The sequence below is a fragment of the Acinetobacter sp. 18QD2AZ41W genome (assembly GCF_009829025.1).
GTDB lineage: Bacteria > Pseudomonadota > Gammaproteobacteria > Pseudomonadales > Moraxellaceae > Acinetobacter > Acinetobacter pseudolwoffii.
Map to the genome: position 1 here is coordinate 159,613 of NZ_WURP01000001.1, position 25,170 is coordinate 184,782.

Annotated in this window: 21 protein-coding genes; 8 read left to right on the plus strand and 13 right to left on the minus strand. The window is 42.6% G+C overall.

Annotated elements, in window-relative coordinates; genetic code table 11:
• The first annotated feature begins 44 nt into the window (after window positions 1–44).
• On the plus strand, window positions 45–1,700 hold the full coding sequence (gene aliA / locus GVV58_RS00695; protein ID WP_159515778.1) for a cyclohexanecarboxylate-CoA ligase: 1,656 nt from the start codon (window positions 45–47) through the stop codon (window positions 1,698–1,700).
• Window positions 1,701–1,786: 86 nt separating this feature from the next.
• Here the strand turns inward: aliA and GVV58_RS00700 are convergent, their stop codons facing one another.
• Together GVV58_RS00700 and GVV58_RS00705 are read right to left on the minus strand one after the other, a co-directional pair.
• Window positions 1,787–2,464: a type 1 glutamine amidotransferase domain-containing protein gene (locus tag GVV58_RS00700; protein WP_159515779.1), complete on the minus strand. Its 678-nt coding sequence runs from the start codon at window positions 2,462–2,464 to the stop codon at window positions 1,787–1,789.
• Window positions 2,465–2,632: 168 nt separating this feature from the next.
• Window positions 2,633–3,517, minus strand: a complete 885-nt coding sequence (locus tag GVV58_RS00705; protein WP_005096883.1) for a LysR family transcriptional regulator — start codon at window positions 3,515–3,517, stop codon at window positions 2,633–2,635.
• A 176-nt stretch (window positions 3,518–3,693) separates the two neighbouring features.
• Between GVV58_RS00705 and GVV58_RS00710 the strand changes: the two genes are divergently transcribed.
• The 6 genes from GVV58_RS00710 to GVV58_RS00735 all read left to right on the plus strand — a co-directional run bounded on the left by GVV58_RS00710 (window position 3,694) and on the right by GVV58_RS00735 (window position 10,923).
• Entirely contained in the window at window positions 3,694–5,223 is a 1,530-nt protein-coding gene (locus GVV58_RS00710) for a CoA-acylating methylmalonate-semialdehyde dehydrogenase (protein ID WP_159515780.1), read from the plus strand.
• 11 nt (window positions 5,224–5,234) lie between these two features.
• The gene (gene mmsB / locus GVV58_RS00715; RefSeq protein ID WP_159515781.1) at window positions 5,235–6,125 is read left to right on the plus strand and encodes a 3-hydroxyisobutyrate dehydrogenase; all 891 of its coding nucleotides are present in this window, start codon (window positions 5,235–5,237) and stop codon (window positions 6,123–6,125) included.
• An 86-nt stretch (window positions 6,126–6,211) separates the two neighbouring features.
• Window positions 6,212–7,861 carry an AMP-binding protein gene (locus tag GVV58_RS00720; protein ID WP_159515782.1) on the plus strand — a complete coding sequence of 550 codons (1,650 nt, stop codon included), beginning with the start codon at window positions 6,212–6,214 and terminating at the stop codon, window positions 7,859–7,861.
• Between the two features lie 59 nt (window positions 7,862–7,920).
• On the plus strand, window positions 7,921–9,048 hold the full coding sequence (locus GVV58_RS00725) for an acyl-CoA dehydrogenase family protein (RefSeq protein ID WP_100354840.1): 1,128 nt from the start codon (window positions 7,921–7,923) through the stop codon (window positions 9,046–9,048).
• A gap of 19 nt (window positions 9,049–9,067) precedes the next feature.
• Window positions 9,068–9,841 (plus strand): enoyl-CoA hydratase, encoded by a 774-nt coding sequence (locus GVV58_RS00730; protein WP_005170993.1) that lies wholly within the window; start codon window positions 9,068–9,070, stop codon window positions 9,839–9,841.
• 20 nt (window positions 9,842–9,861) lie between these two features.
• Entirely contained in the window at window positions 9,862–10,923 is a 1,062-nt protein-coding gene (locus tag GVV58_RS00735) for an enoyl-CoA hydratase/isomerase family protein (protein ID WP_159515783.1), read from the plus strand.
• Window positions 10,924–11,012: 89 nt separating this feature from the next.
• Here the strand turns inward: GVV58_RS00735 and GVV58_RS15400 are convergent, their stop codons facing one another.
• A complete protein-coding gene (locus GVV58_RS15400; RefSeq protein ID WP_005096870.1) occupies window positions 11,013–11,183 on the minus strand; it encodes a hypothetical protein in 171 nt (56 codons plus the stop codon).
• Window positions 11,184–11,367: 184 nt separating this feature from the next.
• Entirely contained in the window at window positions 11,368–12,237 is an 870-nt protein-coding gene (locus GVV58_RS00740) for an SDR family oxidoreductase (protein WP_074382801.1), read from the minus strand.
• Window positions 12,238–12,629: 392 nt separating this feature from the next.
• Between GVV58_RS00740 and GVV58_RS00745 the strand changes: the two genes are divergently transcribed.
• Window positions 12,630–12,818, plus strand: a complete 189-nt coding sequence (locus GVV58_RS00745; RefSeq protein WP_159515784.1) for a hypothetical protein — start codon at window positions 12,630–12,632, stop codon at window positions 12,816–12,818.
• Window positions 12,819–13,125: 307 nt separating this feature from the next.
• On the opposite strand, the gene GVV58_RS00750 is transcribed toward GVV58_RS00745, so the two are convergent.
• The 9 genes from GVV58_RS00750 to tssB form a co-directional block, all read right to left on the minus strand.
• Window positions 13,126–13,902: an OmpA family protein gene (locus GVV58_RS00750; protein WP_100354986.1), complete on the minus strand. Its 777-nt coding sequence runs from the start codon at window positions 13,900–13,902 to the stop codon at window positions 13,126–13,128.
• A 97-nt stretch (window positions 13,903–13,999) separates the two neighbouring features.
• Window positions 14,000–17,827 (minus strand): type VI secretion system membrane subunit TssM, encoded by a 3,828-nt coding sequence (gene tssM, locus GVV58_RS00755; RefSeq protein ID WP_159515785.1) that lies wholly within the window; start codon window positions 17,825–17,827, stop codon window positions 14,000–14,002.
• A gap of 31 nt (window positions 17,828–17,858) precedes the next feature.
• Entirely contained in the window at window positions 17,859–19,301 is a 1,443-nt protein-coding gene (locus GVV58_RS00760) for a hypothetical protein (protein ID WP_074382804.1), read from the minus strand.
• A complete protein-coding gene (gene tssG / locus GVV58_RS00765; protein ID WP_100354989.1) occupies window positions 19,298–20,293 on the minus strand; it encodes a type VI secretion system baseplate subunit TssG in 996 nt (331 codons plus the stop codon). The genes GVV58_RS00760 and tssG overlap by 4 nt, the downstream gene beginning before the upstream one ends.
• Window positions 20,257–22,062, minus strand: coding sequence for a type VI secretion system baseplate subunit TssF (gene tssF / locus GVV58_RS00770; RefSeq protein ID WP_159515786.1), 1,806 nt, complete (start codon window positions 22,060–22,062; stop codon window positions 20,257–20,259). The genes tssG and tssF overlap by 37 nt, the downstream gene beginning before the upstream one ends.
• Window positions 22,059–22,550: a type VI secretion system baseplate subunit TssE gene (tssE, locus tag GVV58_RS00775; RefSeq protein ID WP_005096862.1), complete on the minus strand. Its 492-nt coding sequence runs from the start codon at window positions 22,548–22,550 to the stop codon at window positions 22,059–22,061. Before tssE ends, tssF begins: the two co-directional genes overlap by 4 nt.
• Window positions 22,551–22,628: 78 nt before the next feature.
• Window positions 22,629–23,132: a type VI secretion system tube protein Hcp gene (locus tag GVV58_RS00780; protein WP_005096861.1), complete on the minus strand. Its 504-nt coding sequence runs from the start codon at window positions 23,130–23,132 to the stop codon at window positions 22,629–22,631.
• Between the two features lie 52 nt (window positions 23,133–23,184).
• Window positions 23,185–24,666 carry a type VI secretion system contractile sheath large subunit gene (tssC, locus tag GVV58_RS00785; protein WP_100328651.1) on the minus strand — a complete coding sequence of 494 codons (1,482 nt, stop codon included), beginning with the start codon at window positions 24,664–24,666 and terminating at the stop codon, window positions 23,185–23,187.
• Window positions 24,653–25,162: a type VI secretion system contractile sheath small subunit gene (gene tssB, locus GVV58_RS00790; RefSeq protein ID WP_034608519.1), complete on the minus strand. Its 510-nt coding sequence runs from the start codon at window positions 25,160–25,162 to the stop codon at window positions 24,653–24,655. The genes tssC and tssB overlap by 14 nt, the downstream gene beginning before the upstream one ends.
• Between the last annotated feature and the right edge of the window lie 8 nt (window positions 25,163–25,170).

Here is a 25,170-nt window from a genome sequence, read left to right on the forward strand (position 1 = left end):
TGAGCTCAGCCCTGGCCGATATAATTAAAATCAGGAGTAACCGAATGGAATTCGATGCAGTTCTTATAGCTTCCAGAAAAGAAAAAATGCTGAAAGAAGGCTACTGGTTAAATAAAACCATTATTGATTCTCTGCGTCAGACCATCGACAAGAATCCAGATAAAACCGCACTGGTCAGTTTTAAAGTGGAAGATCAAACGGAGCAAGTGTTTAGCTATCAGGATCTCTGGAACATGACCAATAAAATTGCTTTAGGTTTAAAGCAATTGGGTGTGGCTAAAAATGATGTGGTCTCGTGTCAGTTGCCGAACTGGTGGGAATTTACCTTGCTGTATCTGGCCTGTAGCCGCATCGGCGCCGTACTGAATCCATTGATGCCGATTTTCCGAGAAAGGGAACTGGAATTCATGCTGAAACATGGTGAAGCCAAAGTATTTATCGTACCAAAAAGCTTCCGTAATTTTGATCATGAACAGCTGGCAAATCGCTTAAAGACTAAAATTGAGACCTTGCAACATGTGGTGGTGGTCAATGGTCTTGAAGAGAATAATTTTGATCGCGTTTTGGTCAATCATGGTCTTGAGCAAGATTCTTCCGCCGTTACAAACCTAGATCAGCTTGAAGCTCGTCCTGATGATATTACCCAGCTGATTTTTACCTCAGGCACTACCGGTGAGCCGAAAGGGGTGATGCATACCGCCAACACTTTATTTTCCAATATTGTTCCCTATGCAGAACGGCTACATTTAAATCAAAATGATGTGGTACTCATGGCCTCACCAATGGCGCATCAAACCGGCTTTATGTATGGCCTGATGATGCCGATTGAACTGAATGCCAAAGTGGTGTTGCAAGATGTCTGGGATGTGTCACAGGCAGTGGATTTAATTCACCAGCATCAGGTCAGTTTCACCATGGCGTCCACACCATTCCTGAATGACCTGTCTACCACCGTTGCGGAGCAGCAGAATCAGGTCAGCAGCCTGAAAACCTTCTTGTGTGCAGGTGCACCGATTCCAGGCTCATTGGTACAAAAAGCACGGGAAACCTTAGGTGTCAAAGTGATTTCTGCTTGGGGCATGACCGAGTGCGGCGCAATTACCACCACACGACCTGAAGATGAGGATGAACGTTCCTTTAATACGGATGGGATTGCTTTGCCCGGTGTAGAGATCAAAATCGTCAATAAAGCGGGAGAAATTAAACCGCTGAATGAGCCGGGACGCTTAATGATTCGTGCCTGTTCAAGTTTTGGCGGTTATTTAAAACGTGCACATTTAAATGATACCGATGCAGATGACTGGTTTGATACCGGAGATATTGCCTATCAGGATGAGCAAGGCTATATCCGGATATGGGGACGTAAAAAAGATGTAATCATTCGCGGTGGAGAAAATATTCCGGTCGCAGAAATTGAATCTCTGCTGTATAAGCATCCGAATATCGCCGTCGTGGCGCTGGTCGCCTATGCCGATGAACGACTCGGTGAAAGAGCCTGTGCGATTATCAAGCTTAAAGATCTAAGTCAGCCATTAGAACTGAATGATATCGTCAACTTTTTAAAAACCCATAATCTCGCGATGCAATATATTCCAGAACGCCTGGAGATTTGGGAAGATATTCCAATGACGCCGTCTGGAAAAATCCAGAAGTTTAAACTTCGTGAACTGCTGGCCAGTCATCTTGCCTCAGCCAATTGATCTTTAAAGATAAACTCCTGAAATATATTCAGGAGTTTTTGCTATAGATTGAAATGGGAAGCCAAACCTTAAATTGATTTATCGCGTTATTTTAATAACTTCAATAAAGCTTCAGCTGTCGCAGCCGAAGAGGCAGGATTTTGTCCGGTAATGAGCAGACCATCTTCTTGGACATAAACCTGCCAATCCTCAGCTTTGGAATATTGGCCAGCTTTTTCTTTGAGCATGTCTTCAACTAAAAATGGCACAATATCGGTCAGGCCCACGCCGTCTTCTTCGCTATTACTGAAACCGGTGACCGATTTACCTTCGACAATCGAGCGACCTTCAGCATCTTGAACATCACGAAGTACGCCCGGCGCATGACAAACCAATGCCACAGGTTTATTGGCCTGCAAAGTCTGCTCAATCAAGGAAATAGAGTTCTGGTCTTCGGCTAGATCCCATAATGGACCATGACCACCGGGATAGAACACTGCATCAAAATCCTGATTTAAGACTTCACTTAATTTATATGTATTGGCAAGCTGCTGCATGGCCACTTCATCTGCTTCAAAACGCTGGGTGGTTTCAGTCTGTGCATCCGGTTCATTACTTTTTGGGTCTAAGGGCGGCTGGCCACCCGCAGGAGAAGCCAGAATTAGCTCTGCACCTGCATCAACAAAGCTATAGTAAGGTGCAGCCAGTTCTTCCAGCCAGAATCCGGTTTTCTTTCCGGTATCGCCAAGCGTGTCATGTGAAGTCAGAACGATCAGAATTTTCATGTTATTTTCCTGTATCTCATTAAATATTGCGAATGGCTGCTTGTTAATTTAACAAGTCGCGGGCATCAGGAATGTTGTGATACGTTCATTTGCTGTATCGATACGTTTGTGTTTGAGTTGAATTAACTTAAGGCTGTATTTATGAAGCGAACAGTTTTTTAAGCGCAATTATCTGCCCATTAACAGGTCTTGCTGAAGGTCCGCCTGTTTACGCAGAAAATCCCAGACCAGTTTAATTTTCGGTTCGTGTTGCAGATCAACCAGCGTCAGCATCCAGAAAGTGTGGGTAAAACTGACCTGATCGCCCAGAACCTGTTGCAGTTCGCTTTTATCATGGGCCAAAAATTTCGGTAAAATAGCTAGCCCGGCACCGGCACTGACCGCAATTTGCTGGGCCAGAATACTGTTACTGCGAAAACAGGCAGTCAATTGCAGCGGTAAACGTTCCAGCGAATACAGGGCCGAGCTATAGACCAGATCATCAATATAATCGACAAAACGGTGCTGCTTGAGGTCTTCCAGTTTTTTAATTTGCGGATTTTTCTGTAAATAATGCTGACTGCCATACAGTTTTAGACAGTAATTCGACAGACGGGTAATGATATAGGGGCCCGATTTGGGCCGGTCAATCGCAATTACAATATCGGCTTCACGATGCGAAAGTTTGATCGCTTTCGGCACCGGAATCAGGTCAATGGTCAGCAAAGGGTAGTGCTGGGAGAACTCGGCCAGTAAGCGCGCTAAAAATGCCGTACCAAAACCTTCTGGTGCACCAATCCGCACCCGGCCTTGCAAGGGATCGTTGCGTTTGTCAATCTGGATAAAGGATTGTTCCATCAGTTCCACACGCGGCACCAATGCCAGACCTTCCGAGGTCAGCTCATACCCTGTCGCTTCGCGTTTAAACAGTTGCGTGCCGAGGGTATTTTCCAGCGCCTGAATCCGCCGTGCCACGGTACTGTGTTCCACCCCAATCAAGCGTGCTGCATTGGTGAGTGTTTTAGCACGTGCCAAAACCAAAAAGAAACGTAAATGATCCCAATCTACTTTCATCTTCTATTTAACATCCTGTTAAATCCCTGTGCATATTTGCACATCTATCGTGCATCAATTTCTATTGGTGGTCAAAGTGTTCTTTGTTAGTCTGCTGAAACAGCGTAAAAATAATACGTTTAAAACAGCCAGTAAAGGCAGACACAACGACAATAACAAACCAGCACGGAGCGACCATGAACGCCATTCATCATCCACAGCAAAGTACCGGATTCACCACCGCAAAACTCCTCATTAATGGTGAATTTGTCGAATCAAAAACCAGTCATTGGCAAGATATTATCAACCCTGCCACTCAAGAAGTTTTGGGTCAGGTACCATTTGCAACTGCAGAAGAAGTCAATGCCGCGATTGCTGCCGCACAAAATGCCTTTGCCAGCTGGCGCCAAACCCCGATTCAGGCACGTATGCGGATTATGTTGAAGCTGCAGGATCTGATTCGTACTAACTTAAAAAGTATTGCCCAAGTATTAACGGCGGAACAGGGCAAAACCCTGGCTGATGCCGAAGGTGACATTCAGCGTGGCTTAGAAGTGGTGGAGCATGCCTGTTCTATTGGTTCACTACAAATGGGTGAATATGTTGAAGGTGTGGCACGTGGGGTCGATACCTATACCTTGCAGCAACCACTCGGTGTTTGTGCGGGAATTACGCCGTTTAACTTTCCGGCGATGATTCCACTGTGGATGTTCCCGATGGCGATTGTCTGTGGTAATACCTTTGTCTTAAAGCCCTCGGAACAGGATCCGCTATCGACCATGATGCTGGTGGAACTGGCAATTGAGGCAGGCGTACCTGCTGGTGTGCTGAATGTAGTGCATGGCGGTAAAGAAGTGGTGGATCTGCTGTGTACCCATCGTGACATCAAAGCCATTTCCTTTGTCGGTTCAACCGCTGTGGGTACGCATGTCTACAATCTGGCCGGCCAGCACGGTAAACGTGTACAGTCGATGATGGGCGCGAAAAACCATGTCGTGGTGATGCCGGATGCTAACAAGGAACAAACCTTGAATGCCTTGGTCGGTGCAGCTTTTGGCGCAGCGGGTCAGCGTTGTATGGCACTTTCCGTGGCCATAATGGTCGGTGAGACCAAGCACTGGGTCGATGAACTGGTCAATAAAACCAAAACCTTAAAGGTGAATGCCGGACATGAACCGAATACCGATGTGGGACCGGTGATTTCGACCCGTGCCAAAGCCCGTGTCATAGACTTAATTAACAGTGGCGTTGAACAGGACGCTGAACTGCTGCTGGATGGCCGTGATGTAAATGTTCCGGGTTATGAAAAAGGCAATTTTGTCGGGCCAACGATTTTTAATCAGGTCACGACCGATATGCGCATTTATCAAGAAGAAGTCTTCGGTCCGGTACTGGCGATCATACATGTTGATACTTTAGAACAAGCGATTGAGCTGATTAATGCCAATCCATTCGGTAACGGCGTTGGACTCTTTACCCAAAATGGCAATACTGCACGCACATTCCAGCACCAGATTGATATCGGTCAGGTCGGTATTAACATTCCAATTCCTGTACCTGTGCCGTTCTTCAGCTTTACCGGTTCGCGTGGTTCAAAACTGGGGGATTTAGGTCCTTATGGCAAGCAGGCAGTGCAGTTCTATACCCAGACCAAAACCATTACCAGCCGCTGGTTTGAAGATGATCAGGAAACCACAGGTGTCAATACCACGATTAGCCTGCGCTAAGGAGCATCAGCATGAAGATTGCATTTATTGGTTTGGGCAACATGGGTGGCTCGATGGCGCATAACCTGCTCAAGGCTGGGCATCAGGTTTTTGGTTATGACTTGAGTGAAGTCGCTTTACAGCATTTTGCCGAAGCGGGTGGTATCGTTTGTGACAGTCCACAAGCGGCCGCAAAACAGGCAGATTTTGTGGTCAGCATGTTACCTGCAGCCAAGCATGTACGTGAAGTTTATCTCGGTGAGCACGGTATTCTGAACGTGCTTCAGGCGGGCAGTTTGTGTGTCGACAGCAGTACCATTGACCCGCAAACCATTCAGGAAGTTGCTGCAGCAGCGCAGGCCAGACAGATTCGCGTCTGCGATGCGCCAGTCTCTGGCGGGACTTTGGGCGCCAAAGACGGTACCTTGACCTTTATGGTGGGTGCAGACGATGCCACCTTTGAGGCCGTAAAACCGGTCCTTGGCTGTATGGGCAAAAATCTGGTGCATTGTGGTGCGGTGGGAACAGGACAGGTTGCAAAAATCTGTAATAACCTGATTCTGGGGATTTCCATGACTGCTGTTGCAGAAGGCATGGCACTTGGGGCCAAACTGGGAATTGATCCGCAAGCACTAGCCGGGGTAATCAATAGTTCCACCGGACGTTGCTGGAGTTCTGAAATCTATAATCCCTGGCCGGATATCTGTGCCAATGCACCGTCATCACGGGGTTATACCGATGGTTTTGCAGCACAGCTGATGCTTAAAGATTTGGGCCTGGCTGTCGATGCAGCGCAACAGGTGGACCAACCGGTGGTTCTGGGTAGCATGGTGCAGAAACTCTATCAACAACTGTGTCAGGAAGGCGATGCGCATCTGGACTTCTCCAGTATTATGCATCAATACACCACGCCAAATGCTTAATACTTAAAATATCCAGATGGAGCAAGGATTCGCTTCATCAACAATACCTTGTCAGTAATAACGATAAATTCAGGCTGAGGTTTAACATGTTAGATTATCAAAAAACAATTGAAAATTTTGATTTAGATGCAGTGGCAAAGCAGTATCTGTCCGGTTCGATGCAGGCGCTGAACGCCTGTTATGAATGTTGCGACCGCCATGCTGACTCCGATGCAATTGCTTTACACTGGTACGGTAAAGATGGCCGCAAAGAACAGTATAGTTTTCGCGAACTCAAGAAATATTCCAGCCAGTTTGCCAACTTTTTAAAATCTCAAGGCATTGGCAAAGGCGACCGCGTTTCCGGATTATTACCGCGGACTCCAGAGCTGATCATTACCATTTTAGCGACCTGGCGGATTGGTGCAGTGTATCAACCTTTATTTACTGCCTTTGGTCCCAAAGCCATTGAACATCGCATTCAGCTGGCGCAAAGCAAGCTGGTAGTGACTGATCTGGCGAATCGGGAGAAACTATCCGATCTTAGCGCTTGTCCCACGATCGTCACTGTACATGTCGAAACCGAGGCAGAGCGTTATCCACAAGACCTCAGTTTTTGGACGGTGTTAAACCGCCAGGCTGAAGGTTGTGAACTGGAAATGCTCAGTATCGATGAGCCATTTTTATTGATGTTTACCTCTGGAACCACTGGACCGGCCAAGCCCTTAAAAGTTCCACTTAAAGCCCTGATTGCTTTTGCCGGCTATATGCACAATGCCATCGGTCTAACCGAAGATGATGCTTTCTGGAATATTGCTGATCCGGGCTGGGCTTATGGTTTGTACTATGGGATTACCGGCCCGTTATTGCTCGGACACTCGACCCTGTTTTATGAGGGTGGTTTCAATGCCGAAAGTGTCTGCGACATTGTCAAGCAATATGGCATTACCAATCTGGCCGGTGCGCCGACCGCTTACCGCATGATGATGGCAGCAGATGCTGAACAGATGGCACAGCTACGGGGCAAGTTGCGCGTGGTCAGCAGTGCTGGAGAACCTTTAAACCCGGAAGTGATCCGCTGGTTTAAAGAGGTGCTGGATGTGCCAATTTATGACCATTATGGCCAGACTGAAGTCGGGATGGTGGTGTGTAATCATCATGCGCTACAACATCCGGTCCGTTCAGGTTCGGCAGGCTTTGCCAGCCCGGGTTACCGGATTGCAGTCGTCGATGAACAAGGTCATGAATTAACGGCTGACGTTCCGGGCGTCCTGGCAGTGGATATCAGTCAATCACCCATGATGTGGTTCTCGGGTTATGAAGAAAGCCGTAAATCGCCCTTTGTTGGACATTACTATTTAACCGGTGATACCGCGGAAATTCATGCTGATGGCAGTATGAGCTTTGTTGGACGTAGTGATGATGTCATTACCACCTCAGGCTATCGGGTTGGCCCATTTGATGTGGAAAGTGCCTTGCTAGAACATGATGCGGTGATCGAAGCCGCCGTCATTGGCGTGCCTGATCCTGAACGTACCGAAGTGATTAAAGCCTTTGTGATTCTGGCGAATAACTTTGCAGCTTCATCTCATCTGGAAGAAGAACTAGGCCAGTTTGTGAAAAAGCGTTTGTCTGCGCATGCCTATCCGCGCCTGATTGAATTCGTCACAGAATTGCCAAAAACCCCGAGTGGCAAGATTCAGCGTTTCTTACTGCGTAATCAGGAAATCAACAAGCAGCAGGTAAAGACCGCATAACTAGCCAAAGCCAGCAGATTGAATAAAAATATTAAATAAAGAGATTGAAGGAAGCATCCATGCAATTTACGGAAGAGCAACAACTGATTCAGGATATGGCCAAAAGCTTCGCTCAGGAACAGATTAAACCTTTTGCCGGCGAGTGGGATCAAAAAGGCATATTTCCTAAACAGACCTTGTCTCAAATGGGTGAGCTAGGTTTTTTAGGCATGCTGATTCCAGAAGAATGGGGCGGTTCAGGTACAGGCACGCTGGCTTATGTACTGGCCCTCGAAGAAGTGGCAGCGGCAGATGGTGCAACGTCCGCCATCATGAGCGTACACAACTCGGTGGGTTGTGTGCCGATTCTCAAGTTTGGAACGGAACAGCAAAAGCAGCAGTTTCTAAAACCTTTGGCTCAAGGGCAAATGATTGGTGCCTTCGCCCTGACCGAACCGCATACCGGATCGGATGCTGCAGCGATTAAAACCCGGGCCGTGAAAGATGGCGATCACTACATTATCAATGGCGCTAAACAGTTTATTACCTCGGGTCATAATGCCGGGATGATTATTGTCTTTGCCGTGACCGATCCAACTGCGGGAAAAAAAGGCATGAGTGCATTTTTAGTGCCGCGCGACACGCCCGGTTATGAAGTGATTCGGGTCGAAGAAAAACTCGGTCTGCATGCTTCGGATACCTGTCAGATTGCTTTAACCGATGTCCGCGTTCATGAAAGTTTAAGACTCGGTGCAGAAGGTGAAGGCTTAAAAATTGCCTTGGCCAATCTGGAAGGTGGACGGATCGGCATTGCCGCACAAGCAGTGGGTCTGGCCCGCGCTGCATTGGAAGAAGCGACTGTTTATGCACATGATCGCGTGGCCTTTGGCAAACCGATTTTTGAACAGCAGGCGATTTCGTTCAGGCTGGCCAGCATGGCCACCGAAATTGAAGCGGCGCGACAACTGGTCCATTTTGCTGCACGTAAAAAGGAAGCAGGTGAAAACTGTTTAACCGAAGCCTCTATGGCCAAACTCTTTGCTTCGGAAATGGCAGAACGTGTCTGTTCCAAAGCGCTGCAGATTTTTGGCGGTTACGGTTATCTGAAAGACTTTCCGATTGAACGCATTTATCGCGATGCGCGTATTTGTCAGATTTATGAAGGCACCAGCGATATTCAGCGTCTGGTAATTGCACGTAGTTTATAATTTTAAAGGGATTTTTATCATGCAATGGCAAACTATTTTACTCGAACAGCGTAACGGGGTCGGGCTGATTACTTTAAATCGTCCACAAGCCTTAAATGCCTTGAATAATCAATTGATCGTTGAAGTGAATCAGGCGCTGGATCAGCTGGAAAAAGACCCGCAGATTGGCTGTATTGTCATCACTGGTTCGGAAAAAGCCTTTGCTGCAGGTGCAGATATCAAAGAAATGGCAGATTTAAACTTTCCGCAAATTTATCTGGATGATTTTTTCAGTCTGGCCGACCGGATTGCCCAGCGCCGTAAGCCCTTAATTGCTGCGGTGAGTGGCTATGCCTTGGGCGGTGGTTGTGAATTGGCCTTAATGTGCGATTTTATTTACTGCGCTGATAATGCAAAATTTGGTTTGCCTGAAGTCACTTTAGGGGTATTGCCCGGCATTGGCGGAACGCAACGTTTAACCTTGGCGATTGGTAAAGCCAAAGCCATGGAAATGTGTCTGACTGCACGTCACATGGGCGCGCAAGAAGCCGAGCAAAGTGGGTTAGTGGCACGTATCTTTGCCAAAGAAGAGTTACTAGAACAAACTCTGCAAGCTGCCGAAAAAATTGCTGAAAAGTCGCTTACGGCCGTGATGATGATTAAAGAATCAATTAATCGGGCTTTTGAAGTCAGTCTGGCCGAAGGTCTACGCTTTGAACGACGGATATTCCATTCCATTTTTGCCGGTGCTGATCAAAAGGAAGGCATGCAGGCTTTTGTCGAAAAACGCCCAGCCAAATTCACCCATCAATAAAACAAAAATAGGAAAATAAAATGAGTGATGAAAATAATTTAGCGATTCGGGTACAAGGACGTTTAGGCATTATCAGCCTGGACCGCACCAGTCATTTAAATGCCTTAACCCTGCGGATGATTCAAGGGATTCAGTCACAACTAGATCAGTGGCGCCATGATCCAGCGGTGCAAGCGATTCTGATCAATTCTAACAGTCCCAAGGCATTCTGTGTCGGAGGAGACATCCGTTATCTGTATGACAGCTATCAGGCAGGCAATACCCAATATCAGGATTTTTTTGCCACTGAATATAGCATGCTGAGCACACTGCGCAATTTTCCAAAGGCTGTCATCGTGATGATGGATGGTTATGTTCTGGGCGGCGGCTTTGGTCTGGCTCAAGCCTGTCATATTAAAGTGAGCAGTGAAAAATCACGCTTTGCCATGCCAGAAACCGCGATTGGATTTTTCCCGGATGTGGGAGCCACCCACTTTCTCTCCCGACTGGATGATGTAGGCATTTATATGGCGTTGACAGGGGAGCAGATCAGCAGCAGTGATGCGCTATATCTGGATCTGGTCGATTATCATGTACCGAGTGAAAATTTTGCTGAACTGGAAACCGCATTGATTGCTGCACCGGTATTAAATCAGATTGAAATCCAGAAAATCATCAGTGCGTACATTACCCATCCGGTAGAAAGCGAGTTGCAAAAACGTGCAGATCTGATTAGTCAGCATTTTGGCCATCCAAACCTCGATGAGATCGAACAGAGTTTGGCACATGCAAGTAGCGCCACCGATCAGGAGTGGGCCAATAAAATGCTGGTCATCTTGCAGCAACGTCCAGTCATGGCCAAGCAAACGAGTCTGAAGTTACAGCAGGCCGGACAAAACTTATCGCTGGAAAAATGTATGCAACTGGAGCGAGATCTACAGGATGTCTGGTTGGAGCAAGGCGACTTTATTGAAGGTGTACGTGCACTGATTATTGATAAAGATAAAAATCCACAATGGCAAACCGATAATTCGAAATTTGAAAAAACGCTGGAAAAACTCTGGCCGGTTTGGACTCAACAGCGCGTAGAAAATACATATTAAAGATTCAGATTAAAAACCCTCTCATACGCAGTAATGAGAGGGTTTTTCGCCGAGCTTTCAACATAGGATTTTACCCTAACCTCCTATTATTAATGGGATTTTTTCCTTTTCTTGCCACCGCCATCTTGCTTGTTGACAGTAGACCAGGCAATACGTTCGGCTTCCTCCTCAGAATGACCGCGTTCTTTTTCGCTTTCTTCAATATGTTCGGCCTGCCGTTTTTGTTTATCGGTATAGGCTGATTTGTCACCTCTAGGCATATTGCTGTCCTCATCAAGGTTGGCTGAAATTACTATAACAATGACCTGTTTCTATGGCGGTAAATATCTGTCATGTATTTGTTGAAATTATTTTATAAAACCAGCATCTTTTAAGTGATAGAAAACCTGAAGAATAAATGAATGAAGATAACGGTTCTCACTGACTGTTATCTTCAAATTCTAATTAACCGTTAATGATACTGCCTCCATTAACATGAATGACTTGACCGGAAATATAACTGGCTTCTTCACTCGCTAGAAATAAATACGCTGGTGCGACTTCACTAGGCTGGCCCATCCGACCCATGGGTGTCTGTTTACCGAACTCTTTGAGCTGTTCTTCATCAAAACTGCTTGGAATGAGGGGAGTCCAGATGGGGCCGGGTGCTACGCCGTTGACCCGGATCCCGGTTTTATTTTTTAACAAACTGGTGGAAAGACTGCGGGTAAATGTGGTGATGGCACCTTTGGTACTTGAGTAATCAATCAGTTCATCATGTCCATGATAACTGGTAATACTGGTGGTATTAATAATGCTGTCACCTTCTTGCATGTGCGGAATCACAGCCTGAGTCAAGTGAAACATCGACAGAATATTCACATTAAAGGTCTTAAAAAGTTGCTCAGGAGAAATATCGCTAATACTTTTTTGCGGATATTGAACCCCGGCATTATTGACCAGAATATTAATGGTTTTAAATTCCTGAAGCGTCTGCTCAACCATTTTCTTGATTTCATCTTGATCTTGTAAATCACACTTGATCAGTAAACAACGCCGTCCTGCATCCTCTACCATCTTTCTGGTATCTTGAGCATCCTGATCTTCATCCAGATAACAAATCACAATATCAGCACCTTCACGGGCAAACAAGACCGAGACTGACCGACCTATACCGCTATCGCCACCTGTGATCAGGGCGATTTTACTTTTAAGTTTATCGCTACCTTTATAATTCGGTTTGATGACTTCCGGTGCAGGATCCATTTTGGTTTGCACACCAGGTTGATGATCTTGAGTTTCAGTTGAAGCAGGGGTTTCAGGATAGTTATTCATGTTTTCCCTTTTTCTGTACAAAGTTTAGAAATATCTTAGAGGCTTTCTAGCTTTATGCATTCGGTCTCAACATTTAATAACAGAATGCATTCGAGATTTATCAATTATTCATAGAGCTGTGATTGACATGATTTTAAGTAAAACTAGATACCGCCATTGTCTAAATCTTAATAGAACAGAATACCGCCTATGGTTTACAGCATTCTATCTCTCACATTTTGAGCAACCATTTCTATCATAGCTTTTATGTCCTTTTAGGATATAGCTTTATATTTAATCAAACATCTGAAATTATTGAATAAATTAGTAATTATTATATTCATTAAAATTTATCTGATTAATAAATAGCAGAAAAATGCTTTAGATATTGCAAAGCTTAAAAAGCAGCAATATTGCAAACTTATGAAAATAATAAAGATAAAGCAGAAAACCCCATTGAAAGAGACACTATTCATGATTTACCAGATGTATATGGGCTAGAATCTCTAGCAGATCATGCTTCAGATAAGGATAGGCCTTTACCAGGTTTGGCAGGGTCAATAAATATATTAGCAAGAAGATACACCAGTAAAATTACATGAAGGTGTTGAAGCAGCCAAACTAACATGGTCACACTAAATGTAATAGCTGACGTAATAGTGCATGAGAATTTCATTTGAAAAAAAGGAAATATGAGATTTACCTCATTAAAATTTTGAGGCATATCTCTATAAAGAAATGAGCTGTTGACATTAAAAAGTAATGAAGCTGAAAATTTCAAAATTAACTTTTATGAACAGTAGAAGATAGATGAACTTAAAGTATCATGCACTCAATTTAACATAATATACATTATACGAAATCAGTCTGTAAGCCACAAATAGATATGATGCTCAAGCAACCTAGGCTTTAAAGCACTTCAAATTCAATCCTGCGATTTTTCTTACGACCTTCAGCTGTTAAATTATTAGCTATAGGTTGAGTTGATCCTAAACCATCAACACTTAAATTTTCAGCTGCTATATTTTTACTGATTAAATAATTCTTTACGGCTTCTGCGCGCTGTTGACTCAGTACTATATTTTTGTTGGCATCACCGGAACTATCAGTATGTCCAATAATCCGTACCTTCTTTCCGCTCACCTTATTTAAAGCTATGACCATTTCATCCAGAATCTTTGCACCGGACACTGCCAGTACCGCACTACCAGATTCAAACTCAACAATGCGATTCTTTAATACCGCATCAATAATCTGCTGTTCTGCCTGATTTACAGTGAGCTGTGCATTTAAATGATAATTTGCTGGTATTAAACCTTGAAACTTTTTAGTAGTGATATCCATTTCATGAAGATTCAAAACCTTACCAATCAACTGAATATTAGACCCTTTGACCGTTAATTTACCTTGTTTTACCTTTTTAAGATCATCATTAATCACCTTATTTACCGCATTCGACCATCCAATTGGTGCTGTCACTTGACGGATCTGAATGCGATTTATCACATTTTTCTGGCCATAAGTTGCATAGAGTTTATTCAAAATTTCCTGTTGTGTGCTGTCATTCGGTACAACACCTTCAACAATAATGGATTGGGCCTGTACGCCGCCGCCTAAACATATAGATAATAAAATTATGATTTTATTTATATAATTCAATTTTAAGCAGGTTTTTTTTATTTTCATTTCAGGTTTCTACCCCATGTGTTTTTTATAGTTTAATATCGTGAGTTAAGCTCATCTGACATTTATTTATTTATTTATTTATTTTGGATTAAAAAGATCATGGCGTCGTCGCTCCTGTTTTTCCTACCGGAAGCATAGATGTTTGATTTATTTGTCCAGACACCGCAGTACGCTGTGCAGCGACCACACGTACCGATTTATTCGAGACGATCTGATCTACCAGTTGCAAATTGCTATAATTTGGCTGACCTCCGATAGAACTTGAATTATTACCACTCACCAGCCGGAAATGGGTCTTCACAAATAGTTCAGGATAATCTTTGCTGCGCCACACCATTTCAAAAATATTGCCTTTTTGAGTACGTTGTGCATTATCAATCATGCGGTTGATGCCATATTCACCTGGTTCATCAAATATGGTATGGGTCTTCCCTTCCAGATCGATTACTGTGATTCGCGCGCCCGGAATGGTGCCAGGATTTGGCCAGATAAAATTCACCCATTGTTGAACACCATTTTCAAATAGCATTCTTTGTCCATCAATATCAATGGTATACGCTAGTAAGTGAGACTGTTCTAAGGGATAAAACTGAAAATTAGATTGATTGAGGTTCACGGTTTTTGAATTGGTATGGTTTAACTCTCCAGTCGCCAGACCATGTACCGGTGCGACATAATTCTGAAAACTTGCAATAAAGGCAGGATTTAGACTAATGCCTAAATCTTGCCAGGTTTTTGAAGTCAGACTATAGCCGCGACGGATCACCAGAGGATCCAGATGCTCTTTGACAAAACGTGCAATACTGCCATTTTCACCAAAAATCTGATTAATTTCCTGAGAGCTTGCCTGCAAACTGGCCTGACTGCTAAACGGATATTTTTGTGCCAAATTTCCACTAAATGGTTGATAGGCCTGTATCTGCCATAATTTATTCATTTCAGCCTGGGCCGGAATCATCAGGCTTTCAAAGGAACGTGTCAGCGGCACACTCAATAATTTTTTAATCAGCTGTTGATCCAGCTCATTGCTTCCCACCGACATTTTTTCATCGACAAATTTCTGTGTGATATTAAAGATAGAGTTCTGCTCATCAATGGTTTGTTTGACTAAGATCATGCTGGCAGGACCAATATCGCCAGAACTTTTTAAATCATTGAAACGGCTTCGAACCTTGGCCATGGACTGCATATACTCATCTAGCAGCGACCGGTTCTGCAGATCGTCTCGCGAGCGTACAATCTGATAAAACAACTGAAAATCTTTAGAAATCACGCCATGAGATAAATGTGATGCAGAATTCTGTGCCAGTTTCACATCATCACGTTGCAATACTTTACGTTTAAACCAGGCAATAAAACCTTTTTGTGGAACTGCCAATTCAGCTTGCACCACAGGATTATCCCAGCTGGTTTCTTGTGCTACACGTTGAATGACCTTGCGGATGGGTGAGTTTTCTGGCTCACCCAGAATATCAATCTGACGGGTATGCTGATTAAAATCGGTTGTCTTGGCATAATGAATTGCATTTAAAAATTTACGCCATTCACTGATATATTCTTTTTTATACATTTCAGTCAGCTGGCGTCGAATTTGTTCCGGACTCCCACTGAAACTCAGGTCATCTGATTGGATGGTATTCAATACCCAGTCTTTGCTTTCGGTTGAGCTTTGAGCTGCCGTATCTATGGCATGTTGTACATAATCATTCCAGGCTTGATAGCTATAAAAACCGGGTAAGGCATAACTTCCCAATATTATTGTTTGAGCACTTTCCCCTACCATCTGCTTGATGGTTAAGGCTGGAAAACGTACCGAAGCCCGCATTTTAATTTCGTTATACACACGGTCACGTGCGGATACGCCTGTCGTCAGTGCTGACAAAACCTGACGGGTCTGTTCCACCAGAACAGTATCAGGATTAAGCAGAGGAAATGAACTTGAACCTGTCAAAGTCATGGCATAGCTGAGTAATTGTTCGGCCTTTTGCAACATTTCGGTACGTGGCTGTTGCCCCTGATGCTGATCAAGCCAGTTTCGCCAGAACCGTGTCAGCTGGTCACTCAAATGACTTGAATCTATATATTGGCGGTTGCTCAACATCAAATAAGTCTTAAGCGCATTATAGGCATCTTGTGGATTTTGGTCTGATGGCGCTAAGGCCAGTTGTTGAACTTGTGCAACCGGCTGAACTTGTATATTGATATGATTTTCTTTTAAAGTCGCCGAATGCTGTTTTACCCGTTGTAGATATTCCGCAATACTCTGCTGGGTAGGCTGCAAGATTAATTGCTCAATTCCTTTCAAATATTCAGCTTGCAGTTTTTCCCGGATCTGATGCCCTTGATACAGACCAAAACGATACTTGAATGGAAGCCTTTGATCAAATTGATCCAACTGTTGTAAATGCGCTTGCAGGATTAATAATGCATCCGTTTGTGTGGCCAGTTCAGTTCCTGACTGTTGCTGCATCAGCACCACCTTATTCAGGTCAGCCTGAACCTCAGCCATTAACTGCTGGTTATTCCGATAAGACCATATCCACATACTCAGTACAATTGATACTGTGAGTAAAGCCCCGGTAAAAGCCATAAAGCGCTGACGTTTTCGTGCCGGATTAATATGCTGCTTTACCAGATGCTTATCTTTAAGGATGACCTCAGAAAATAGGCTTTTCAGGAAATAACCTTGATGCTGGGATGTTGATGGAGTGGATAGCGCAATTTCATCATCACTGCGAATCAGATGAAAATCCTTAGCAATCTGTTTTGTCATTGGACTTTCAATCTGGCCTTCCTGTAAGGCACTGGTAAAATAAAAGCCACGAAAAACCGGTTTAAATTGGTAAGGATTTTCCTGAAACAAGGTTGCAATAAAGGTCTTGAATACTGGTTTAAGACTCTTAAATTCCAAAGGAAAGGTCATCACGCTGGGTGATATCTGCTGCGAATGACGACGGGTTAAGTGGGTCGTACTTACATTTTTGAGTCCGTCATATAAAATACTGAAATGCTTTTCAAACAACTGAACAGCATTTTCACTGGAAGCTGGTTCATAGGCCAAGGTGGCACCCCAAACCTGATCAAATTCCTGCTCATGATAACAATCAAAAAACCCCGTGAATCCGGCAATCAGATCCATCTTGGAAAATACCAGATAAACCGGAGCAAATACCTCTAGACGTTCGGTCAGATCCTGTATACGCGCCCGCAGACTTTTGGCCAGTTGCATAGACTTCTCCGGACTTTGGTTGACCAGTTCGGCCACACTGACCATCACAATCAATCCATTCACTGGTGCTTTAGCACGATTTTTCTTGAGAATATTCAAAAATCCCAGCCATTCCGGATGGTCTTCAGGATAGACTGAATACCGCCCAGCGGTATCCAGCAACACACCCTGTGTTGAAAAAAACCAGTTACAGTTTCGAGTTCCATTGAGCCCGGCAGATCGCATTTTCTGATGGGTTGCTTCAAATGGAAAGCGTAGACCTGAATGATAAATGGCAGAACTTTTCCCTGCTTCAGGATGACCAATCACCATATACCAAGGCAGTTCATAGAGTGCAGCATTAGCCTTGCAATCGCCCAGTTTAGATTTACGAATCAGCTGGATGGACTCTTTGACCTGTTGACTGATTAACTGAAGTTCTGCTTTATTATTCTTGCTTTCAGCCTCGGTATTTTGAGCTAAGGCCGTTGCAATTTTTTCGTCCTGTTTAGCAGACCGATAACGCTGGATAAATGCATAAATCCCCCAACCTATTAAAATAGCAGCATAGACCAACAGTAAAATCCAGAAGACTCGATCAGCGACCGTATTCTTCATGGAAATAATGACCACTAAAAAAGATAAGGCCATCATCGCTTTAGGATTACCAATGTACTGCCAGACATAGCCCAAGACGGTATAAAATAGTGTATTCACGGTTATCTCTTATTTTAATTTTTATAAATAATTAAGCGACTAATGTGCTTTGATTGAGTTGATCATTTTTTGTATTGGTAAAATATAAATAGGTAGATTCTTGTTGTAGGCCATAGGTTATTGTAATGACATTGTCTACTAGATGTGCTGACAACATCGCAGCAAAAACGGTGGCTAAATGCTGCGTATGCCCCAAATAAATTTTAGGATAAACAACATGATCTGGTTCGAAGTCAATATTTTCGAAACTTTTTTGTATTTTCTTCATTTTTTTGGAATGCGTGACTTCATCCAATACGACTAAAAAAGGTTGAGGCCATTCTAGCTGAGTAGAGAGATCAACTTGATGCTGAGCCAGATATTCCTGCAAATGCGTGACATGCTTAGCTACTTGCAGGCTTTGCAACGGGATCATTCCTTCAATTTCTAACTCAGGCGCAGCTAGACACCAGCTGGCAGCATATTCTGACGCAATATAGTGTTCATTTTGCCAAAGTTGATCATTGAGATAGTCCTGATCAATTTCAGAATCTGCCACGATAATAAGACTGGCCTCATGGGATTGCCCTGCGCTTTCTTGTATTAAATTCAACCAGTTGGAATAAGCACGATCAGCTGGCAAGAAATGCAACTGGAGATGAATCTGAGCAGGAATTATTGAATATTGCTGCTCAATCTGGCTTAAGAGTTGTTCCTGATATATTTCATTCCAATCATCAATCAAATGATCGGCTAACAAAATATGAAGATTCAGTCGATTTAAGCGAACGACTGGTACGGTAATAAGAGGTGTAATATGACTCTCATCTTCTTGGTAATTTTCGTGTGTCCATCCCGGATGCATTCGATATTGATAAGCCAGCTCCTGATCATAAAATAATGCAGAATGTTTTAACTGTCTGGATATTAAGCTCAGGCTTTCCTGATGCTGCTCCAGTTGATTTTGAATGAGGTGTTGAATCCGCCGTCCACCTAAGCTTGTCATTATTCCTTGCTCAGTCTGGTCTTTTTCGAGCAATGAATCTATGGCATGAATACGATATGCCAATAGCGGCAGACCAAAATAATTCAGCAATTTGGGGTCTAATTCTGGACTACTAAACTGCATCATTTTCTCTAAAATTTCTGCATTTTTACCAAAACTGTGCCAAGCCGCAGCTGAAAAAATATTAAGGGGGTAATCTTCAATCGGCTTTAAGGTTTCTTTTGTATTTTCAGAATCTTGCTGCCGTATTTGAGCCAATGAATTTGCTTGATCCTGCTGCTTTTGTTTTCTTTGCTGATACTTTTTTAGCGCTTTATAGATCAAATAAGGTGTAAATAACAGCAGGCAAAGTAGTAAAGGTAAAATACCGAAATACAATGTCAACTCTATATTGGATGGATCGTACTGAATGTCTCTCCAGTAATAAATGACAAGACCACTCGTAAGCACAAATAAGCCTACAAAAGTCTGAATGACAGGCTTGATCATGACAGGCTTCCTATCAGGCTATAACAAGTTTGCGTATTATGTGTCGCCTGATTGGCCAGCAATACCGCCCCTTTTGCCAAACCCATAGGATTCGCTTGTCCGAGCTGGACTGAACATAATTCATCTTTTTCTAGAATCAGCCGGAGATCTACCAATAAGGTTGGGCTACACCAGATTTGAAGAATCTTTTTTAATTTGACACTATGGATCCCTTCAGATAAAAAATTCAGATAGTCTTCACGTTTTAATGGGCCGATTTCAATTTCAATTTTTTCATCAATTTGCTCAAGTCTTTCGCCACAAAAACTATTGATTCCCAGCCGAACCGGTCGTGATTCTCCCAAACAGCTTCTTTGCTGTTCATTAAGCTGAAAGGTTTCTGGAATGAACTCATTGATCTGAAAGTTAAACTTAAAGATACAGGACAGGACGCTGTTTAAGGCATAATGTGTATTATTTTGACCCTGCATCAAACCTGAAAATTCAGCAAAATAATCATCTATATTCTGCTGTTCATGCTGCTGACTCATATAGCCACTCAAAGCATGTAGCAGGTTCAGATAATGATTTTCCTGCTCAATTTCATAGCGTAAGGCTAAGTGATAATTCAGACAGGCATCGACATATTGTGCAGTAAGCTTATGATTGAATAATCCCAGAAAATGCAAGCTTTCTTCTCGTTGTGCCCGTGTGCCCTGTTTAATTTTATCCGTATAGATATAAGGCAATTCTCCCAGAATACCAGTTAGCCCAACAATTAAATTGGTCATCTGCACTTTCTTATCTTGAGTTTGTAGGGATTCAATTTCAGAGACTGGAAAATTAAGATTCAGTGAACTGATAAATTGAAAGGCTTTACTCCATTCCTGCTCGTTTTTCTGTTCAGGCGCATGCCTTAATAATCGCGTGGCTTGAATAAATTCAAAGCTGGTCGGTTGCTGATAAAGCCGGTCAACTACAGAAGCCTTTTGCCACCAATCTGCTGTACGCATTGGTATAACTCCTGTTTTGATTTTGAATCAATAACGTGCATGTCTACATAACTATTCATCTGAACCTTTAAATTAAAGAGATGATTTAAAACCTGCACAAATATATAGAGACTAGCTCCCCGAAATATTTCGGTATCAACTTGAATTTCAACTTTGACACCACGTACAAATAGTGGAAACGGTTTATGCTCACGCAGTTTCTGCGTCAGGGAAAATTGTACAGTCTGAATTGAGTTAATAATGAGGCGATTTTCTTTGGATTGTGGCAAGTTATAAAGTTCAAGTAATTCTTTAATATAGCTGACCGCATCCCCTTGCATTAAAGATAGATTATTTAATGATAAGTGCGAAATAATCCGCCACTGTTCCTGCAGTTTTTGATCAAAATAATAGGGTAAATTAGGTCTTTTGACTAAGGTCGCCTTCCGCATCAAGCTACTGTCATTTAAAGATAAGGTGTTTTGATCTTTATGGTAACTTTCATAAGGCAGATCCCGATTACAGCATAGTAACTGGATACTGACAAAGTCTGATGAAATTTGATGCGGTTCTAAAGATTTTGAAATAATGGAATATTTTAGTCCTGTACGGTTATTATTGTTCTCAGGGAGTAGATGATAATAAAACTGCCCATCTGCCTGATGATAATGACTCATAGCAAAAAAAGGTAAGACTGAAAAAATCATCTGATTTTTTTCATTTTTTTCTCGTAATATATTCATCTCAGTGATTGCATAGACCTGAAAATATTCAGGATGATGGATATCACTTATGAGTGAATATTCAAGGCGTTGATGATCAATTTTCTGTGGTTCAGCCTGTTTAGGGAACAAATTCACTATGGGAGTTGCAAATAATTTGAAATTGGCGCTATTTAATTCTGAATAGTTTCGGATCATTGCCTGATCATTCAGATTCATTTTAAAGTGAATCTTTAATTCAAATTCTGTAGTTTCTATATTCAGGTTTTTTAGAAAATTCAGATTCAAATCAAGAAAATTAAATTTCTCTGGAAAGCAAAAATACTCAATTAATAAACGATAAGCATGGTGAGTATGCTGATCGATTGGTAATACACTTTCTGTCTCAGTAAAACCCTGCAACTCAAATGGATTTTCAATATCAATCTTTTGGGTCTGTGTGTTTATAGAAAAACGGGTCTCGGGTTTAAAAATACAATCCAGTACTTGCAAGGGGAGATTGGAAATTGCATCAAGATAAATCGGCAGTTTTTGTTGGTCTAGCAGTCGTTGCTGCTGGTTAAAAATCTCGAAACCAAAGATTAGAGTTGCGTTCTGATTTAAATGAATATGTGCCGAAGCATGTGTTTTAAAACTGAGCGATTTTAATCCGATGGGTAATAGTTCAACCTGTTTTACCGTACGATATTCGCATTGTACTCCACGGGTACTTTTTGATTTTAGTACAGTTTTTTTAGGAATCTGCTGGCTACTTTTAAGCTGTCGGATTTTATTGCAATCCTCAAAACTGACCACTGAACATGCTGGAAAAGGTTTCAGATACTGCGGAAACATCACCTCAAAAATAGAGCGAGTGAATACCTCGTAGCTGTCATGTAACTTTTTATCAATGCGGGCGGAAATGAGTGAAAATGCCTGAATCAATCGTTCAATATGCGGGTCATCAATTTGCTCCTGATTGAGAGCAAGACGTTGAGCAATTTTCGGATATTTTTTGGCAAATTCTCTTGATTGTTGTCCAAATTCCTGTAATTGTTTTTCATAATACGGTAATAATTCTTCAATCACAGCACACCTGCTGATGTTCTAGGCAAAATCACGTATTGTTGTGTTGTGGGGTTGAGAAAAGCATCAAAAATCACCGGCTCATAGAGTGGATAAATATTTAAATAAGCTTGGATACTCAAACACAAGCTCCCCATATTCTGCTCATCGACCAGCATCTCTACATTAACTTGTTTTAAACGTAGTTCATGAACATGAATAGACTGCTCAATAGAACGGCAGATTTTGTCCCGATCCAGTGGATTCGCCGTTGAAAGACCGACAAAATCTATAATGCCAAATTGAAGAATGGAACCTTTGACCTGATCATAGCGATCAACCCTGCCCTCCAGATTAGCCATGCGGCTATTTAATAGATCTTCCAGATCAGTAGCGACTGATTCTCTTAAGGCCTGCAAAGAAAGCCCTTGTACACTCATTAGGTTCTGAGGCAAGAGACGGTCAAATAATGTTGTTCTAAATCCGTAAGGATGGAGCTGATCCAAATTCATATTGTTATTTTCTAATTTTATTTATTATTTTAAATATTCTGAGAGAGGCTGATCAGGATCAGCCTCTAAAGGAGCAAATTATGCTGCATAAGATGCAGTGTTATTTGCCAATGACCATTTCTTGGTCACTGCACCTTTTTGCGTGCCATTAATATCCTGTTGATTATAAGTCCATTCAACTGCTGCATATTTCAGACCAAAAGCTTCTGTTGGAACACCTTCTTGATTCACTACTGGAGTCACTTGTGAAACCAACACATGTTTTAATTTAATTTGTAGATATTTAATGCGTTTATCGCCATTCGCTCGATAAAAATCGATTTGTACTTCATCAAAGGTATAACCTGCTGAACATGCTTCCCAAAGTTTTGGGCTGGTTGCATCCAGATCTTTCATAAAAATCATGTCAGAATGTTCAACCCGTTCTGCAGTATGACCACCTACACTGGAAGAGGTTGCCGATTTTGGCTGGCGAATATTGTGAGACCAAGAGTTCACTTCTAACCAGCTTTTATGTTCTGAATCACGAGATTCACCATCGACTTTATATTTGCCTCGAAATTGGACGTAAATATCTTTCATTTTTAATAATTTTCCTATTGTTATAAACGTTATTATAATTTTGCCAACAGCTTTAATTGCTTGACTGCGGCAGCTCAGTGACCAGTCGCAAAGAGACAGACAACTCGTCTAGCTGAAAGTGTGGTCTCAAAAAGACCACAGACTTGTAGTGTCCAGGTTTTGCCGGATTTTCTACAACTTTGATAGAAGCCTCACGTAGTGGATACTGTGCTTTGGCTTCCTGTGAAGCGCCGTCATCCAAGAGTACATATTGAGACAGCCAATCATTTAGAAATGCTTCGACATTTCCTGCTGATGCAAAGCTTCCCACCTTGTCACGCATCATGGCTTTTAAATAATGGGCGATACGTGAAACTGCCATAATATATTGAATTTGACTTGATAATGCAGAATTGGCATTGGCCAGGTCATTTGCATATTTCTTTGGTTTTTGTGTAGATTGAGCGCCGAAAAAGGCAGCATAATCCGTATTTTTACAATGTACCAACGAAATAAATCCAAGATCACTGAGTTCTTTTTCACGACGATCTGTAATGGCAATTTCCGTCGGACATTTAAAAATGACTTCCCCATCATTGGTTTTAAATGTATGTACTGGTAGACCTTCGACCAGACCGCCACCTTCAACACCACGAATTGCCGCACACCAGCCATGCATGTCAAAGGCATTGGTTAACCGTGTACCCAGGGCATAAGCAGCATTCATCCAGAGGTATTCATTGTGATTTTTACCGGAAACATCTTCCACGTAGTTAAAGCCTGCTGTCGCAGTACCTTCTTTCGGATGATAAGGTAAACGGCCTAATACTCGCGGAATGGTCAATGCCATATAACGGGCATCGTCACTTTCTCTGAATGAACGCCATTGTACATATTCAGCTGTTTCAAAGATTTTGGACACATCGCGTGGACGATCGATGTCGGTAAAAGCTTCCAGTCCAAACATTGAAGGACTTGCCGCAGAGATAAATGGTGCATGTGCGGCGGCTGCCACATGTGAAATCTGCTCTAGCAGATACAGGTCTGACGGTGTGCGATCAAATTCAAAATCGCCAATTAAAGTGGCATAAGGCGCTCCACCAAAAGAACCATATTCTTCTTCATATATTTTTTTAAATAATGTACTTTGATCAAAGTCAGTTGCACTCTGAAAATCTTTAACCAGTTCTTTTTTAGTGGTATTCAGCATGCGAATCTTGATTAAAGAATGTGATGGCGTTTCCTGACAAAAATAGTATAGTCCACGCCAAGTAGATTCGATTTTTTGAAACTGTTCGTGATGCATAACCTTACTGAGCTGAGTCGAAATTAAGGCATCAATTTCTGCAATACGTTTATCTAAAGCCAGTGTCATATTTTCAGAGACTATAATCGTACCGGCCATAACCTCCTTGGCCAATTCACCAATCAGGCTTTTAGCACGTTCATGTTCCTCTTCGGTACGGGCAATTCGACTACGTTCAACGATAGAATCCAGAACCGAGTATTCCTGAATAGATACATCTGGGACAATTGCAGCATTAGAATGATTCACTGTCTGCCTCCACACTCATTTTCTGAATTTGGTCAGTATTTTTTAAAACTTCATCCAGCAAATCTTCCAGGCGTTCATTATTGGAAATCTTATTGCGCAAATCAGTTAAACGTTCTCTTGCTTCAACCAGTTTTCGCAAAGGTTCAACCTGTTGTACTACCTGTTCCGGCAGGAAATCATCCATAGCATGGAACATCAGATCTACCGAAATTTTTCCGCCCTCTTCGGTCAAACTATTGTCCACCTGAAAACTGGCACGGGGTGCTAAGGACTGCATTACCTCATCAATATTTTCGAGGTCTACATTGATAAATTTTTTATCTTTAAGCTTGCTGCTTTTCAGTTCAGAGGCTGCTGAAAAGTCTCCCAATACTCCGACCACAAATGGCAACTCTTTGACTTCACGGCCATCCCCGACTTCAACATCGTAGGTCAATTGCACACGCGGCGGCCGAATGCGTTGTAATTTTTTTTGTACACTTTCACGCTTAGCCATCATGATTT

Excerpts from the sequence above, each read along its gene's own strand:
- aliA (WP_159515778.1), top strand. The coding sequence starts at position 45 with ATGGAATTCGATGCAGTTCTTATAGCTTCCAGAAAAGAAAAAATGCTG.
- GVV58_RS00700 (WP_159515779.1), bottom strand. The coding sequence starts at position 2,464 with ATGAAAATTCTGATCGTTCTGACTTCACATGACACGCTTGGCGATACC.
- GVV58_RS00705 (WP_005096883.1), bottom strand. The coding sequence starts at position 3,517 with ATGAAAGTAGATTGGGATCATTTACGTTTCTTTTTGGTTTTGGCACGT.
- GVV58_RS00710 (WP_159515780.1), top strand. The coding sequence starts at position 3,694 with ATGAACGCCATTCATCATCCACAGCAAAGTACCGGATTCACCACCGCA.
- mmsB (WP_159515781.1), top strand. The coding sequence starts at position 5,235 with ATGAAGATTGCATTTATTGGTTTGGGCAACATGGGTGGCTCGATGGCG.
- GVV58_RS00720 (WP_159515782.1), top strand. The coding sequence starts at position 6,212 with ATGTTAGATTATCAAAAAACAATTGAAAATTTTGATTTAGATGCAGTG.
- GVV58_RS00725 (WP_100354840.1), top strand. The coding sequence starts at position 7,921 with ATGCAATTTACGGAAGAGCAACAACTGATTCAGGATATGGCCAAAAGC.
- GVV58_RS00730 (WP_005170993.1), top strand. The coding sequence starts at position 9,068 with ATGCAATGGCAAACTATTTTACTCGAACAGCGTAACGGGGTCGGGCTG.
- GVV58_RS00735 (WP_159515783.1), top strand. The coding sequence starts at position 9,862 with ATGAGTGATGAAAATAATTTAGCGATTCGGGTACAAGGACGTTTAGGC.
- GVV58_RS15400 (WP_005096870.1), bottom strand. The coding sequence starts at position 11,183 with ATGCCTAGAGGTGACAAATCAGCCTATACCGATAAACAAAAACGGCAG.
- GVV58_RS00740 (WP_074382801.1), bottom strand. The coding sequence starts at position 12,237 with ATGAATAACTATCCTGAAACCCCTGCTTCAACTGAAACTCAAGATCAT.
- GVV58_RS00750 (WP_100354986.1), bottom strand. The coding sequence starts at position 13,902 with ATGAAAATAAAAAAAACCTGCTTAAAATTGAATTATATAAATAAAATC.
- GVV58_RS00760 (WP_074382804.1), bottom strand. The coding sequence starts at position 19,301 with ATGATCAAGCCTGTCATTCAGACTTTTGTAGGCTTATTTGTGCTTACG.
- tssG (WP_100354989.1), bottom strand. The coding sequence starts at position 20,293 with ATGCGTACAGCAGATTGGTGGCAAAAGGCTTCTGTAGTTGACCGGCTT.
- tssE (WP_005096862.1), bottom strand. The coding sequence starts at position 22,550 with ATGAATTTGGATCAGCTCCATCCTTACGGATTTAGAACAACATTATTT.
- GVV58_RS00780 (WP_005096861.1), bottom strand. The coding sequence starts at position 23,132 with ATGAAAGATATTTACGTCCAATTTCGAGGCAAATATAAAGTCGATGGT.
- tssB (WP_034608519.1), bottom strand. The coding sequence starts at position 25,162 with ATGGCTAAGCGTGAAAGTGTACAAAAAAAATTACAACGCATTCGGCCG.